The following is a 14,873-nucleotide window of genomic DNA, read 5'->3' on the forward strand; positions in this document are numbered from 1 at the left end:
GCTGTCCGCTCGCCGCGCAGTCGGTGCTCTAATCTGGATCAGTCGCCCGACTCTTGAGCTGTGAGACCGGACGGGCCCAGTAATCAGACGTCGGAATGCATCCGGCCGCTCGGTCAGGCGCGAGCGGCCGGCGTGATTTCGTGGCGCCTCAGCTCACGTAATACTTCTTGCATTCGGCGTAGTAGTAGCCGGGATCGCCGTAGCCGTACTTGGCCTGCTGCCGCATGTCGACGCGGGTGAGCGCAACGCCGCCGATGTGGGCGCCGCCGCCGGACAGAAAGCGGAAGGCGGACTCCACGGCGTGCTGCGGGGTTTTCCGCCAGCGGGCGAGCACGATCACCACGTCGGCTTTCGGCGCCAGCACCCGGGTGTCGGCGACCGCCAGCACCGGGGCGGTGTCGAGCACCACCAGGTCATAGCGACGGCGCAGCTCCCCGAGCAGGCGATCCATCGCCGCCGTGCCGAACACGTCCTTCGGCGTCACCCCGATCGTCGACAGCGGCAGGAAGTGCGCGCCGGTCTCGGTGTCGGCGGCGATCGCCTGCTCCAGGGTGGCCTCGCCGTTGAGCACTTCGAGCAGGCCGACCGCCGGTTCGTTGCGCAACAGGCGATTGAGGGCGCGGCGTCGCAAATCGCAGTCGACCACCAGCACCTTCTGGCCCTGCAGCGCCGCGGCGCGGCCGAGGCAGATCGAGGTGGTGGTCTTGCCTTCTCCCGGCAGCGAGGAGGTGACCGCGACGATCTTCACCGGCTCGCCAAGCCGAGAGTAGAGGATCGAGGTTCGGAGGTTGCGGAACGCCTCGGAGAAGCTGGAAAGCGGCTTGCCCACGACATAGTCGATCGGCGCGGCTTTGGACTTCCCGGCGACCGAGGCCAGCAACGGGATCGCACCGAGGTAGGTGGCGTCCAGGCGGCGCTCGACGTCGTCGGCAGTGGCGAGCCCGGAGTCCAGCATTTCGGCCAGGACGATCACGCCGATGCCGGCGCCCAGCGCGAGCAGCAGGCCGAGCGTCAGGTTCACCGGGACCTTCGGCGAGCTCGGCTGGCTGGGGATCTTCGCCGCGGAGACCATGCGGGCGTCGGACTGTTCGATGCCCTGCTGGCTGCTCGTCTCCTTGTAGCGGTTCAGATAGCTCTCATAGAGCGTGCGCGAGGCGTCCGCCGTACGCTGCAGCTCGTTCAGCCGGACCATGGCGCGGTTGTTGGCGGCCAGCATGCCCTTGGCGCCGCCGAGGCTGCCGGCGACTGCGCCGGCGCGTTGACGCGACACCTGCACCTTGGCTTCCAGGTTGGAGATCACCCGCTGGATCTCGGCCTGGATCTGGGCGTCGATGTCCGACAGCTGGCGCTTGGCCTTCAGCATCTCCGGGTGGCGCTCGCCGTAGCGGCCCTGCAGGTCGGCCACGGTGGAGCTGACCTGGGTGCGCTGCTCGCGAAGCTGTTGAATGACGCGAGAGTCCAGGGCCTCGCCCACGTCCTCGCCGGTCGAGCCGCGCGCCAGCTGGCCGCGGGCGGTGCTCAGGCGGGCCGCGTCCTCGGCGACCTGCGCCTGCGCCTGGGCGAGCGTCTGGTTGTAGTTGGAGATTTCCGCTTCGGTCAGGTTGGTGCCCGAGGCGCTCAGCAGGTTGTTGGCGATCTTGTACTGCTGGACGGCGGCTTCGTCGGCCAGCACCTGGCCGCGCATCTGCTCCAGCCGTTCGTTCAGCCAGGTGGTCGCCTGGCGGGTCGCATCGACCTTCGCCGTCATCTGCCCGAGCAGGTAGAGCTCGGCGAACTTGTTGCCGATCTGCGCGGCCTTCTGCGGGCTTTCCGACTCGTAGCTGACGTTGATGACGTAGGTCAGGCCGGCGCGCTTGACCGACAGGCCGGCCAGCACGTTGTCGACGACCGCCTCGTGCTCCGTCTGCTGCGCGAGCGAGCCGAGCCGCGACTGGTCAGGCGCGCCGAACATGCCGGTGACGCTGGCGATCAGCCCCTTGACGCCGCTTGGCTTCGCCGTGCGCGGACTGAATTCCGGGTCGGCCTCGAGGTTCAGCGCCTTGACCACCTGGGCCGCCAGTTGGCGCGACTTCAGGACCTCGACCTCGGTGTCGACGACAGCCGTGTCGGTCGGCAGGCCGGACAGCGCCCCGGACAGCACCGCCTCGGAGTTGGTCACCTTCTCCCGGCGCGGGTCGAGCATGACGTTGGCGGTCGCCGTATATTTCGGCGTCGCCAGCACGGTGACGAGGATCGCCGCCAGCAGCACCACGGCGGCCACCGCGGCGAACAGGCCCAGCCGTCGGCGGAAGACATTCCACAGCCGCCGCAAATCCAGATGCCAGGAAAGCGCCGAGCTCCACTGACTGAGGGGCGTTCCTTGGCGGCCATGGCTTTTTGGATCAAGTACAGGCGAAGGCGTGTGCGCGTTCATGGGACGTTCCTATACTTGCAATCATACGAGACGTGCGAATCTGTGACTGTCGGTTACCAGCCTTCAAGTTCGAAGCGATCCTCACATTCCGAGGTAGCGGCGCTTTGTGTCAGTAGTACGCCTCCACGCTATCGCCGCGCTCCCCCTTGGTGTTCGGCCGAAGCCTCACCGTATTTTGGGTTTTTCTGAGGCGGCCGCCGACCGCCGCCTGAAGTGGCAGGGCGCCGCTGGAAGGCGGCCGCGGTTTGGTCGCGGGGGCGGGCGAGCTGCCCGCGCAGCGGGCAGGCGGCGGGTCTCTGGAGGTCGAGCTTGTGCGCGACTGGCGCGCCGCGCCGGCCGCTCAAGGGCGACTAGGGTGGTGGCTCGCGGCCATCACCCCGTGGCTCGGTTGGCGTATCTGCGACATTATTTGGCAGTTTTGCGTTGGCGCGCCAGTGTGTTTCCGACTTAGGTTTGACCCCAAAAGCTGGGAGGCGACCGATGACCTGGGCGAACAATCTCCGGCATTTCGCCATTGAATGTAACGACGTGGAACGGGCCAAGGCCTTCTACGAACAGGTCTTCGGCTGGGTCATCCGCCCGTGGGGACCGCCTGGCTTCTACCAAATCCTCACCGGGAACCCCGCCGACCCGGGCGTGCTGGGAGCGCTCCAGGAGCGGCACGCGCCGCTCACCGGGAGCGGCTCTTCCGGCGTTCAACCGACCTTCGGGGTTGAGGACCTGACGCCTGTGGTCCAGGCCGTCGACGCCCATGGCGGCAGGGTCGTCATGCCAGAATTCCGGATCGAAGGTGTCGGAAACCTCATCTATTTCGAGGACACCGAGGGCAACCGCATCGGCGCGATGAAGTACGACCGCGAATATGCCTGGCCACAAGGCGTATCCAGGCCGGCTTGAGCGTCGATGGGCGTATTGGCGCGTAGCTTGGCCGCGACCTATTACGGCGGTCATCACGTCGCGCGGCACAGTCACCAGTGGGGGCAGTTGATCTACGCCGCGCGCGGCGTCATGCGCGTGGAGGCCGATGCGGCCGTCTGGATCGTGCCGCCCGCTCGGGCGGTCTGGGTTCCAGCGGCCGTGTCGCATGAGATCTTCGCACGTGGTGAGTTCGCGATGCGCTCGGTCTACATCGCGCCAGGCTGCGCCTGGACGCTCCTCGGCAAGTGCGTCGGCGTCGAGGTGTCGCCGCTTCTGCGGGAGCTCATTCTGCGGATTGTCGAGCTTGGTTTTCTGGAGGCGGAGAACCGAGAGCACCAGGCGCTCCTGGATCTGTTCCTAATCAGCCTGGGCGGCGCCGAGCGTTTGCCGACGAGACTGGTCTTGCCGCGAGACCGCCGTGGTCGATGCGCCGCAGAGCGATTGATGACCGAGCCTTCCCTGGCGATCAGCCTGCCTGAGCTTGCCCGCCTTTCCGGGGCGAGCTCGCGCACCTTGCAGCGAATCTTCCTCGAAGAAACCGGGCTTGGCTTCGCTGAATGGCGACAGCGAGCCCGCCTGACCCACGCGGCCAGTTTGCTGAGCCCAAGCTGTTCTGTAACCGAGGCCGGCCTGGATGCTGGCTATGCCTCGACCAGCGCCTTCATAGCCGCGTTCGGCCGAGCCTTCGGGTGCACCCCGGCGGCGTTTCGCGCTCGCGCGGGCTGAACGAGGATCTTCGCGGACTGCAGTTGGGCAGGGAATCCACCCAGGCAGAGCTCTTCGCGCACCGCCCGATGATCTCAGGACGGAATCCGCGGACGCGTAAGGCTACCCCCAATGGCTGCCTCAGCTGGACACCCCCGACTGCGCCGAAATACACCTAGCGCCGCGCGTTGATGAGAGGAGGCCGCCGTGGCGGCGATGGGACGCAAGGCGGAGGATAGCGCCAGGACTCGCGCTGCCATCCTGGATGCCGCCGAGGCCCTCATGCGTGAGGACGGCTACGCTGCGGTGACGACGCGGCGCGTCTCAGAGCCGTCGCGCCGGCCTTGGTGCGGCCGAGCTCGCGAGACGCCAGGGCCGCAAGCGGCTCCATGGCAGCGGTCTCCCGCGCCTCGAACTCCTGCAGCATGCAGTGCAGCAGTTCGTCCTTGGTGCTGAAGTGATAGAGCAGGCCGGCGTTCGAGACGCCGCAGCGTTGCGCCAGATCCTGCACGGTGAAGCCGAAGAAGCCGCGCTCCCCAACGATGCGGATCGCCTCGTCGAGGATCTGCCCCCGTCGGGCTTCCTGGTCCTCGCGAGTGCGTGTCCGAGCCTGTCGCGCCATCTGCGTCCCGCCAACTGGATAGTTGGTCGGTGCTAGCGTGCTGACGAAGGGCCGAAGGGCTGGCCTCAGCGCGCTTCGAGACCCTGGTTGCCGTTCGGCAGTCGCAGGCGCAGCGCGTTCTGGAAATGGGCCACGACGGTGAACTGGCCGACCAGCACCGTGAGCTCGAACAACTGCTTGTCGTTCAGCCGTTCGGCGAGCGTCGCCCACGTGGCGTCGCTGATCATTGCGTCCGCCTTCAACTCCTCCGTCGCGCGCATCAGAGCCCGGTCGTAGTCGTTCCAGCCGGGAGCCTCGGAGCCGGCCACCGCGCGCCCCACGTGAGTTCGGGGTGACGTGCGCCGCCTTTGGGTCGCGCTAGGGAAGCCTTCAGGCGGGAGCCACTGCAGCGCTAGCGCTGGCCGGATGGCTCCCGCCGCCATTCGCTTTCCGTGCGGCGCTGGATCGGCGAGACCGCCGCCGCGCAGCGGCTATCATCGCCGCAGCGGCCGCCTGGGCGGCGCTCGCCCTGCCTGTGGCGGCGGTGTGGGGCCTGCCGCACTAATTGCAGCGGCGGCTCGGCCGGCGCTCAAGCGAGGCGTCGCCCGCTTTGCGGCCAAGTCACATTTGAGCGAGTTCGCCACCGGGTCCCAGCTGACGTGTTCGTGGTTCAGATGTGAACCTGACGGACCAGGAAGTTCAGAATGGCGTACGATATTGGTCCCTTGGACGGGGGCGGCGATCAGGGCGTTCAGCGCATGCTGGCGCTGGCGAATTATTTGGAGACGGTCAGCGACTGCGACTACGACCACTGCGCGTGGCGACGGGAGCGCAGCGAGGGCTCCTTTGCGATGTGCGCTCTTGGCCACGGCGTCTCGGCGCTGCCTGCAGCCATCGGTCTGCGTTGGCGCAAGCCAGGCGGCGCGGACATCGTCCGACTGGATGGCAGCGGCTTCACCCAGAGCACCTTGGCCCTTGCCGGCGAGGCGTTCGAGCTCACGCTCGAGGAAGCCGAGACGATCTTCGGCATCGGGCCGCACACAGTCGCCTTCTACGGGGCTCGCGGTGTTTCCGGCATCAAGCCCAGGCTTGTGGCTGCGGCCATCCGCAGGTTCGCCTTCGACAGAATGGCAGGCTCGTTCAGAGCGAACGTCAAGGTGAGCTTCAGCGAAGGCGTGTTGTCAGGGCCTTAGCCGAGTTCTGGATGCTGCGGATTCCCGACAGCCGGATGTCGACAAGGCGGGGTCCGCGCCGTCCGAAAATCGGCCGTCGTGTGGGTTCCAGGCGAAGTGCAACGAGGGCAGGGAACCGGTCGGCGGGTGGGCGCGATCCAGCGGCAGGAACCGTCGCAGCCGCCCGTTTGTGTTCTCCACCGTGCCCTTCTGCCACGGCGCCTGCGGCGCGCAGAAGTAGGCGTCCATCCCGAGGCTCGTCTTCAAAGCGGGGTAGGCGGCGAACTCCGTGCCCCGGTCGAAGGTAGCGGTTCGCCGGGCGTCGGCGGGCAGCCTGCCAAGCTCCTCGCCTAGGCTGTTCATGATCGGCTTGGAATGCCGGCTCGGTTGCACCCTCAGCACTGCGAACCGTGTGCCGCTCGACGAGCGAGAGGACGTTCCGTTGGCCGTGCGCCCTACGGAACATCACCAGGTCGCCTTCCCAGTGGCCGAACGAGCTGCGCGCGGCAGTCTCGTCCGGGCGCGCGGCGAGGGTGTTCTCGAGCGGGATGTACCAGGCCGCGCGGCTTGCGGGCGTAGCGCTTGCGTCGCCGGCGACGTGGCCCGACCGTCGACTGCTTGTCACCATGTATCGCGACATCTCGGGCAAAGTCGGAGTTCCGCGTTGTTCCCCCCGACTGGCCGGACCCCTTCTTCCCGTCAGCCGAAGGCGCTCGCGCCGACGTCGTGACCAAATAGATCGAACGAGCGGGGCATGGGCTGAGTGTCGATCCCGATCCGCAAGTTCCGGAAGGGGTGGAAAGCGCGCCAGTCGGCTAGGGTGGAGATATGCGCGCTGCGCGGGGCGCGCGGCCAAATCAGCCATGTAGCGAGCCCCCGCCGAGCCTAGTGGAAGATAAAGTCGCCCTTAGACAGTGAAGACACCCCCATGACCGTGATGGTGTCGGTGTCCGTGATCTTGATTACGCTGTCGAGGTTTCCGTCGCTGTCGGCGTCCTCCACGCTGATGTCGAGCCGGTTGAAGTTCGTCACCAGCGGCCGATGGTGCAGCGCCCGACCTGTCAGGGCGCTGAGGTCGATCAGATCCTCGCCCTGGCGGAAATCTTCGATGACGTCTTCGCCGTTGTTCGGGCCGAAGGCGAAGACGTCGTATCCGCCAGTGCTGGTCGCGGACATGGTCCCCGCATCGCCCCACATGTGGTCGGCGCCCGGGCCGCTGACGAGACGGTCGTCGCCGCCCCGGGCCGCGTCGAGCATGACCAAGGCGTCGCCATAGAGCCGGTTGTCTGGGCCCGAGCCAGCGGTCAGCGTGTCATTGCCGCCGCCTCCGAACAGATTTGTTGCGTCGCCGAGGAGCTGGCTTGTCTGCGTCGCAAGGCCGCCGATCAGCAGATCGTCGCCGCCGGTTGCGGCAGCGAACATGTCTTCGGCGTCACCGATGAACACCTCCGTCCCGCTCGCGGTGCCCGTCAAGGTGTCGGCGCCGCCGTGTCCGGCGAACATGACGCTGGCGTCGCCGATGAGCCTGTTGGACGTCGCCGAACCCGCGGTGATGACGTCGTTTCCGCCTAGGGATGCGGAGAGGGATTCGACGAAATCTCCGACCAGGAGGTTCGTGCCGGAAGTGCTGCCGCCGACGATGGTGTCGTGACCGCCGTTTGCGCGGGCCGTTTCGCCGTCGCCGACGATCAGGTTCGAGACGGCGTTCGCGCCCCCGCTGAGGGAGTCGTCGCCGGCCACGCCCGAGAGCACGCTGGCGTCGCCGAAGAGCCGGTTCGTGCCGCCGGCGCCGCCGGTGATGGTGTCGGCGCCGCCGCTTGCGTTGTCGAGAAGGAGATTGGCGTCGCCATAGATCGAGTTGGCGCCGTCTTGCGCGCCGGCGATCAGGTCGTCGCCGCCCCGGGCGTCGGCGGTCATCCGGAAGGCGTCGCCGTAGATGGTGTTCTGGCTGCCGGCGCCGGCGCCGATCGTGTCGTTCCCGCCGCGCGCAGACTCGAGCAGCTCATTGGCGTCGCCGTAGATGGTATTGCTCTCTAGCGCCGGTCCAAAGAGAACCTGTGCAGCAGCGACGGCGTTGTCCGCCAGACTACCGTTGGTGTCGCCATAGATCTCAGCCATCGTAGTTTCCTTCTGACGCTGCCTCAAGGTTCCACAGTCAGTCCTGTTTTCCCGTCGGCGAATATTGATGGTCAGGAAGCCCGCGTCATTTCGCGGTGACGACTTCAACTCAGCGGTTCTCCCGCAGCAGCGGAACTGGGCACATAGATCGTGCCGTGACCATCCAGCAAAACCCTGGAGCTCGGCCGCCGCGTAGCGGAAGCACTGTTGGTTCAGTTCGGGTCGATCGGAGCAGTCCGGTCGACGCCGCGAAGTTCCGGTTCCGGGACGCGATCCAAGTTCCGCTGTTGGCGCGCGCAGCGGCCCCGCGTCCTGGGCGCGCTGACTCTTAGCCGAACTTCGGAACGTCCGCTTGCAGGGCACCAGGCCAGCTTGGCCAGGCCTCGCCCAGGACCGACTCTTTTCTTCCGTTCGGAAGGTCTGGTTCGCGGCACCCGTCGAGTCGGCAAGATCGGCTACGCTAGTAGCCCACCCACCAAGCCTGGAGGCGAAGACCGATTTCGGCTATAGTGTGCCTCACGCCCTGGAGTGTTGGGCAACCATTCCTCACCGGAGGGCCGATCACCGACTGGACTATCTGGACTACGCATGCCGCCGTTCATGGCGTGCTCCACGCAACCTTCGACTTCGGTCTGAAAACCCTGAGGAGCATCCCCATGAAAGCCAAAGCCCTGATCCAAAAAATCCGTCGTAACACTCCGAAGCCTGTGCGGAGCTTCCTCACGGGCGCCACGATCTCGGTGATCGCAACCATTGACGGCCCCGGCACCTAGCCGGGGCCGTCCACATTTCCAGGCGCCGCCTCTGATGCAGGCGGCTCGAACGCGATGCGGTCCAGGACCGTCTCGAGGAAGTTCTCCACGTAGAGCGCGGCCCGCCAGGGCTTCTTGCCCAGCGTGCCTTCAAGCTCGATCTGGCCGTCCAGGTGCCAGACCCGTTGCGGCTCGGCGCCGGCGACCTCGCGATTGACATGGTCGTAGACCGGCCGAAAGTCCGTGGCATGGATGATCTTGTTGCAGGCTTCGCGCAGGTTCAGGTCGCCGTCGTTTAGGACGCCGACGAAGTTCTCGCCACTCGTCTGGGCGGCGAACGCCGAGTAGGTGTCCGGCGCCACAGCGCTCATCACATCGTCGAACGTCCTGACGAAGACGGCGATGTCTAGCAGAAGCTGGGACAGCCGCGGCTCCGCCAATTCGTGGTGCAGGCGGAACATCGATGACGGCTCGACCGGCTCGTCGGGCTCGGCCATCTCGAACTCGCCCGCCAGGGCCACGCTGGCCGACAAGATGTTGAAGACGTCGAAGCATTTGACGCGGCACGTCTCGCGATCGAGGTAGTGCGGCTTGATCTCGGCCTTGTGGTAGGGGTTCTCCATGGGCCTAGCGCTGCAAGCGCACGCGCAGGCGCCGGGCGCGCTCCTTGAAGGCGCGCTCGCCGCCCTCGAGAATGTCGCACACCGATTTCCTGATTCCCGAGTCTTCCAGCCCGCCCGACGTGTAGGTCATCGGCGGCAGTTCGCCGGCGGCGTGGGTCCCGACCGTCGCGACGATGATCTGATCGGCGTCGGTGTTGATCACCAAGTTGGCGTTGTGGGTGACCATTATCACCTGGCGCTTGGCCTTCGCCTTGAGGAACAGGGCGACCAGCTCGTCGAAGATCGACTTGGGGTCGAGGTTCTCCTCGGGCTGATCGATGATCAGCGGCCGATCGTCGGCGTCGTCCAGCGCCAGATAGAGGAGCAGGAGCACGATGCCGCGCGTCCCCGGCGAGAGCTTGCGGATGTCGACTGCGTCGTAATCGACACTGTAGCGGATCGAGATGTGGTCGGTGCTGTAGAGCCACTGGGCAAAGCGCTTCAGCCAGGCCCGGTATTCGGCCTGGTCTGACTTCGAGACGCGGGCGTGTTCGACTAGGTCGGCGGAATAGGCGCGCCGGAACGCCGTCATCGCCACCGACACCGCCCCCGGGTCTCCCGACTCCCAGGCCGGCTTCAAATCTTGCTCAGCGATCTGCTGCAGCGTGCCCCTGCCCTTGAAAGGACCCTGACGCCGCAGATCGACAAGCTCGTCCTCGCCGCGCTGGGCCCAGGCCGGTACGTCGGCGTATCGGGTGACGGAGAAGGCGAGCTTGCTGAGCGTGCCGCTCGCGCCGGCGAGCCGCGCCTTGATCGGCGCGTAGAGGTCGTTGAGCACCCCTTCCTCGGCGGCGATCGCCTCGAACACGCGCCGATAGATCGCCTCGCGATCCGCCTGCAGTGCGTCGGCGCGCTCCTTGGCCCCCTCGGCATCCGTCAACTTCTCTTGGAGTCGGGCCAACAGCTCGGACTCGTCCACGATGCGCTTCGACAGGGCGGCGAAGCGCGCCGCGGTCGCCTTAACGACATTGACCAGCTGCTGCAGCCGGTTGATCTCGGCCTCAAGGATGGCCAGCGGCTGTCGCTCCAACTCGGCGTCGTCGGCCAGGTAGGGGGTCTCCAGGTCCGGCTTAAGCGCCGGCGGCTTTCCCTTCCACGACACTCCGGATTCCTGCGCCTTCTTCAGGCGATCGACCAGGATCTGATCGACGTCGCCCTTATAGTCCATCTTAAAGGGCTGCCAGTCCTCGCCCCGGATGCCGGCGGCGGTGTGGGTCTCGGAGGTTTTGCGCAGGTCCTCGGGAGCCCAGTTGGTGCGGACGTCGTTCACCTCGTCCTGAAGGGTGAGGAGCTGCTGAGCCCGCAGATTGAAGACCCGGACATTGCTGCGGACCTTCTCCGCCGCCTCGGTCAGGGCCTGGAGGCGCTCGACACGCGCCTCGCTGCCTTTGGACACCAGCTTGTCCCGATCGGTCTTGCACTGCGCGATGACACGGGTCTTCTCGGCAATCTGGCTTTTGTAGCCCTCGACGAGTTTGACCTTTTCCAGCTCGGCACCGATGCGTTCGGAAACTGTCGCCAACGCACCTTCCTCACGCGTTCGCGCCTGGCGATGGCGGGTGGCCCGTAACTCCAACAGGTCGTCGAAGTTCACCGCGCCGTCGCGGTCGGACACGCTGTGGGAGTCGAACACGACCCGCTCGATCTCCTTCAGCAGCGCGTCGGTCATCCCGGTGGAGGAGCAGAGCTCGTCCACGAACTGCTGTGACAGGTAGCGGGCGCGTGGCGAGCGGTCGTACCAGTCGCCGGCATCGAGCAGCCCACGCTCGACCGGATCGCCTTCGCCCCAGGCCAACGTGACCGAGGTCTCGCCGAGGAACTCCCGAGCGCGGTGCAGGAACGACTGGGTATTTGGCGTATCGGGAAGCGCATCGCATCCGGCGGCGATGATATCGGCCAAGGCCGTCTTGCCCGAGCCGCGCGCGCCGATGATCGCCACCAGGCCGGGATTGAGGTCGAGCCTGGGCGTCGCCGCCCAATCGGCGCCGCTGATGGTCACGCTCTTGATGACCTGCGACGGCAGGGCGGAGACGGGCGGGGTCGGCCCGACATAGGCTCGGCTCGCCGGGTCGATGCAGGCTTGGCGCAGGGCGTCGAACGTGGGATCGCCCTTGACCCAGCTGAAGCGGTCATCGTCCGGCGCGCCGCTACGCTTCAGGTCGTGGCCATCGCTGCCGTGCAGGCACGGCTTGGGGCCGCCATACTTTTCCCAGAGTTCGTCCGCCCCGGCGGCTCGCTGGCCCAGCCAGAACTCGCGTTGAGCAGGGCTCGAGGCGAAGACGCCGTGGGCGAGCCTCAGCACCTCTTGACGGGTGGTGACGTCCGACCCGTCCCGCAACCCGCCAGCGCCATCGTCGCCCCCAGCGACGACGATTATGGTGTTTTCGCGGGCCCAGGCAGTTTTCCGATGCAGCTCACGCAGCTGATCGAAGGACACCTTGAATTGCTGCGAGCCGAGTTCCAGCGCGCCGCGCTCGTCGCCGGTCGCGCCTGAAGCGCGCCCCAGCCGGATCAGGTCCTCAGCTGTGCAGGTGAACGTGTCCTCATGCGCCTCGAAGGTTAGGCGCGCCAGAAAGCGGCGGGCTTCGGCGATGTGATCGTCCCGTTCCGGGCTCACGAGCAAGTGGACGTTGACCCATTGGCCTTTGACCGTGCCGTAGGCGAGCCGCATCTCGATGTTCGGGAAAATGACGCCGCAGTTCGGCAGCCGACCGGCATCCTTCGACCGGCGCAACCGCTCGTAGGTGTCGAGGCTGTAGTAGTCGGTGACCCCGATGGCTTCGATCACCGGCCTGCGGGCTTCAAGGGCGGCGAGATTGGCCTCCCACGGGTCCGCGCCACCGAACTGGTCGTTTAGGACCGTGCCGGGGAAGTGGACGTGTGGATCCCACCGTCGCCAGATCGAGCCTGAGTTCAAAGACTTTCGCTCCCATCACCTGGCCCAACATAAGCTATGCTTTGACAACCATGAAGCGTCCCTGGCGCGCGTCCCGACCAATGCTGCACACCGAAAGAAATCGATGAAGGCGCGCGCGCAGCTCCGACAGCCCGCCGGTGCCTATCAGCCCAAGTGGAGCGACCCTTGCCCCTGCGGGTCCGGAAAGACCTTCCAGGCCTGCTGTCGGAGGCGGCTGCCGGGCTTCGAGAGGATCGACAAGGCTTGGCGCGAGGCGGCCGAGGCGGGTGATTGGGAAGCCGCTCTGCTCTTCGTTCGGGCGGATGTCGCCCAATACGTCATCTGGCATCGCCGCCACACCGTTCCGGCGATGAACATTCCGGGGCGTCCGCCGCCGAAAATGGTCGCCGTCGATGTGGCGGCGCTTTCCGAACACGTCCGGAACCTGGTGCAATGCGTCGTGCGGCTAGATCGCTTGAACCAGGCGCCGGCCGTGCTGGGCCGGCTTCGCAATGCGATCGACGACGAGCGCTGGCGCCGGAAGATCGTCTACCACAAGGCGTTCGCCTCGCTCATGACCGGCGACCGGCTCGCCGCGAAAAGGGACCTGGGCGAAGCCGGGCCGATCACGCCGGCCGAGGAGGACGTGGACCTGCTGCAGATCCACGTCGATCTCAACGGATCGGACCTGGGGTTCACCGAGCGCCAGGCGCTCTACCATCGCATCGTCGACGTCACCCGCAGCAGGTCAGACAAGATCCAGTACGGCGGCGCCGCGGCCTTCGATCTGCTCCTGATGGACGACGAGAAGGGCGGACGGGAGGCGATGGTGGCCGCCGTCGTGGCCGGCCGCGCCCTCGAAGCCGAGAAGCCCTTATCGCCCGTGGCGGAGTCCTGGTTCTGCCGCTCGCTCGAAACCCTGGCGGTCATCGACCGGGACGTCGAGCTGTTCAAGGAACTGGTCGACCGCCTCACGCGGCTTCTAGTGGAGGGAGCGTGGACCGCGAAGGGGCGCGCCGACCTCTTGCGGTCGATCGGCGACGCCCACCGCTACGCGGGGGACTTCAAGCAAGCGATGAACGCCTATCGCCGGTCATTCGCGGAGGAGCCGTCCGCCATCGTCCAGGTTTACGAGGCCGAGAGCCTGCTCCGTGCGGGCTCGGTGAACGAAGCCCTCGCCTTGATCAGAGCGGTCTCGACCGACGGCCTCGATCCGCCCGAAGTGGCCGACCACGCCTTCGTCTTCTTCTACATCGCGCTCGATGCGAAGGACGCCGGCGCCCTGCGCCAAGCCGACCGTCTCTTGCGCGCCGCAGTCACGCCCCATTCCTATTTCCAGACACAGCGACTTCAGCACATCGTCACGGTGCAAGATGCGCTCGCGGCCCTCGAGGAGAAGCGGGAGCCGCCGAAGGTCGGCAGCCTCCTGCGGGCCCTGTCGGCCTTGTCCCGCTATGTCCAGCTGCAGCCGAATTTCAACGGGCTCGGGATCAATTTTAACAACATGATCGACGACGCCGTCGAACGGGCGGAGCGCAAGGCGCGAGACGAAGACGCCCATTAGCCTGAGTAGATCAAGGACTTTCGCTTCTGGCGCGACGCGGAAGCGTCCGCAACATTACACGGCCATCAAGACCCGGTCAGCGGGAGGGGACAGTGGAACCGATTATCGCGCCGTCGAAATCTGCCGACATCGGCATGCGCCAGCTGCGTAGCCTTGCGAACATGCAGCCGAAGCAGCGTTGGGAAGTTATTGCCCAGGGACTGCCGCTGCTACTCAAGAGCGCAGACGGGCTCGACGCATCCTCGCGCGCGATGAAAGACAGTGGCCGCGCGCGGGAGATACTTTCGGGCCACGCCTCTGAGGAAGGCGCGAAAATACTGATCCTCCTCGACTATGTGCGCTGCCCGCTCGGTCTCTCTGAGTTTGCGCAGCGAACGCTGTGGAAGTTCTACGACCACGGCAGCCGGCTGATCTACGCCGACGCCTGCCACTGGCGCCCCACCGACGTCAACGAACTGTGCGAGTATGTCGATTGTGAGCGGCGGTCCCATTACCTCGAAGGGTTCGCGGGCGAGTACATCCTGCCGAACTCGAACATCTACCGACGTGAGTCGCGCCTCTACGCCGACCTGACCCGGCAGCAGGACGGCAGCTTCATCTGGAACGATCCCGAGAGCACCATTGGATACAACAGCCCCTGGGATTTTAGCCCGGCTGCAATCCGTGTCGCGCGTTCCCTTGCCAAGGTCGGCGCATTCAAAGCCCAGGGCCTCGCGATCATTCACAGGATCTGGGCAGCGCAGTCCTTCACGGGACCGGAGCATGCGATGCGCTCCGATGAACTCATCAAGGAAACTCTCAACGCCTTGATCGAGGCCAAACTCGTCAGCACGGACGCAGAAGAGCAGGACGCGAGAGTGATCTACGGCTCGTGGCAGATGCCGATGTACGCGATCGACACGAAGACCGCCGAAGTCTCCCTTGAGGACCTCCACGCTGCGCAGGAGCGAGAACTCTATGCGCAGATGTAAGGGGTACGTGCGAGGGTGCCTAGCCTAGGGGAGGGCGCGAAGGTCCGTTTTCTGGCCGCGGTCCAACTTCCGCTACTGGCGCTCGAGCGGGTCTGCAAGCC

General features: G+C 66.2%; 12 protein-coding genes. 5 read left to right on the forward strand and 7 right to left on the reverse strand.

Going from position 1 to position 14,873, the window contains the following annotated elements; translation table 11 throughout:
• Positions 1 to 148: 148 nt before the first annotated feature.
• Positions 149 to 2,413, reverse strand: coding sequence for a GumC family protein (locus ACSQ14_RS23460; RefSeq protein WP_436017067.1), 2,265 nt, complete (start codon positions 2,411 to 2,413; stop codon positions 149 to 151).
• Between the two features lie 480 nt (positions 2,414 to 2,893).
• Here ACSQ14_RS23460 and ACSQ14_RS23465 point away from each other — a divergent pair, with 480 nt between their 5' ends.
• The gene (locus tag ACSQ14_RS23465; RefSeq protein ID WP_436017069.1) at positions 2,894 to 3,310 is read left to right on the forward strand and encodes a VOC family protein; all 417 of its coding nucleotides are present in this window, start codon (positions 2,894 to 2,896) and stop codon (positions 3,308 to 3,310) included.
• A 27-nt stretch (positions 3,311 to 3,337) separates the two neighbouring features.
• Positions 3,338 to 4,057, forward strand: a complete 720-nt coding sequence (locus ACSQ14_RS23470) for an AraC family transcriptional regulator (RefSeq protein WP_436017071.1) — start codon at positions 3,338 to 3,340, stop codon at positions 4,055 to 4,057.
• A 259-nt stretch (positions 4,058 to 4,316) separates the two neighbouring features.
• Here the strand turns inward: ACSQ14_RS23470 and ACSQ14_RS23475 are convergent, their stop codons facing one another.
• A complete protein-coding gene (locus tag ACSQ14_RS23475; protein ID WP_436017073.1) occupies positions 4,317 to 4,658 on the reverse strand; it encodes a TetR/AcrR family transcriptional regulator in 342 nt (113 codons plus the stop codon).
• 65 nt (positions 4,659 to 4,723) lie between these two features.
• Complete coding sequence (locus ACSQ14_RS23480) at positions 4,724 to 4,966, reverse strand: hypothetical protein (RefSeq protein WP_436017075.1); 243 nt, start codon at positions 4,964 to 4,966, stop codon at positions 4,724 to 4,726.
• 375 nt (positions 4,967 to 5,341) lie between these two features.
• Here ACSQ14_RS23480 and ACSQ14_RS23485 point away from each other — a divergent pair, with 375 nt between their 5' ends.
• Complete coding sequence (locus ACSQ14_RS23485; protein ID WP_436017077.1) at positions 5,342 to 5,830, forward strand: hypothetical protein; 489 nt, start codon at positions 5,342 to 5,344, stop codon at positions 5,828 to 5,830.
• On the opposite strand, the gene ACSQ14_RS23490 is transcribed toward ACSQ14_RS23485, so the two are convergent.
• The 4 genes from ACSQ14_RS23490 to ACSQ14_RS23505 form a co-directional block, all read right to left on the reverse strand.
• Positions 5,819 to 6,211, reverse strand: coding sequence for an IS30 family transposase (locus tag ACSQ14_RS23490; protein ID WP_436017079.1), 393 nt, complete (start codon positions 6,209 to 6,211; stop codon positions 5,819 to 5,821). The two genes, ACSQ14_RS23485 and ACSQ14_RS23490, sit on opposite strands and share 12 nt — an antisense overlap.
• A gap of 483 nt (positions 6,212 to 6,694) precedes the next feature.
• Positions 6,695 to 7,927, reverse strand: coding sequence for a calcium-binding protein (locus ACSQ14_RS23495; RefSeq protein WP_436017081.1), 1,233 nt, complete (start codon positions 7,925 to 7,927; stop codon positions 6,695 to 6,697).
• A gap of 769 nt (positions 7,928 to 8,696) precedes the next feature.
• The gene (locus ACSQ14_RS23500) at positions 8,697 to 9,302 is read right to left on the reverse strand and encodes a hypothetical protein (protein WP_436017083.1); all 606 of its coding nucleotides are present in this window, start codon (positions 9,300 to 9,302) and stop codon (positions 8,697 to 8,699) included.
• A gap of 4 nt (positions 9,303 to 9,306) precedes the next feature.
• Positions 9,307 to 12,258 (reverse strand): TrlF family AAA-like ATPase, encoded by a 2,952-nt coding sequence (locus tag ACSQ14_RS23505; protein ID WP_436017085.1) that lies wholly within the window; start codon positions 12,256 to 12,258, stop codon positions 9,307 to 9,309.
• Positions 12,259 to 12,361: 103 nt separating this feature from the next.
• Here ACSQ14_RS23505 and ACSQ14_RS23510 point away from each other — a divergent pair, with 103 nt between their 5' ends.
• Both ACSQ14_RS23510 and ACSQ14_RS23515 read left to right on the forward strand, forming a co-directional pair.
• Positions 12,362 to 13,801, forward strand: a complete 1,440-nt coding sequence (locus tag ACSQ14_RS23510; RefSeq protein ID WP_436017087.1) for an SEC-C metal-binding domain-containing protein — start codon at positions 12,362 to 12,364, stop codon at positions 13,799 to 13,801.
• A gap of 92 nt (positions 13,802 to 13,893) precedes the next feature.
• Positions 13,894 to 14,772 (forward strand): hypothetical protein, encoded by an 879-nt coding sequence (locus ACSQ14_RS23515; protein WP_436017089.1) that lies wholly within the window; start codon positions 13,894 to 13,896, stop codon positions 14,770 to 14,772.
• Positions 14,773 to 14,873: the final 101 nt, after the last annotated feature.

The organism is Phenylobacterium sp. LjRoot219 (genome assembly GCF_964252995.1).
Classification (GTDB): Bacteria; Pseudomonadota; Alphaproteobacteria; order Caulobacterales; family Caulobacteraceae; genus Phenylobacterium.

Excerpts from the sequence above, each read along its gene's own strand:
- ACSQ14_RS23460 (WP_436017067.1), bottom strand. The coding sequence starts at position 2,413 with ATGAACGCGCACACGCCTTCGCCTGTACTTGATCCAAAAAGCCATGGC.
- ACSQ14_RS23465 (WP_436017069.1), top strand. The coding sequence starts at position 2,894 with ATGACCTGGGCGAACAATCTCCGGCATTTCGCCATTGAATGTAACGAC.
- ACSQ14_RS23475 (WP_436017073.1), bottom strand. The coding sequence starts at position 4,658 with ATGGCGCGACAGGCTCGGACACGCACTCGCGAGGACCAGGAAGCCCGA.
- ACSQ14_RS23485 (WP_436017077.1), top strand. The coding sequence starts at position 5,342 with ATGGCGTACGATATTGGTCCCTTGGACGGGGGCGGCGATCAGGGCGTT.
- ACSQ14_RS23495 (WP_436017081.1), bottom strand. The coding sequence starts at position 7,927 with ATGGCTGAGATCTATGGCGACACCAACGGTAGTCTGGCGGACAACGCC.
- ACSQ14_RS23500 (WP_436017083.1), bottom strand. The coding sequence starts at position 9,302 with ATGGAGAACCCCTACCACAAGGCCGAGATCAAGCCGCACTACCTCGAT.
- ACSQ14_RS23510 (WP_436017087.1), top strand. The coding sequence starts at position 12,362 with ATGAAGGCGCGCGCGCAGCTCCGACAGCCCGCCGGTGCCTATCAGCCC.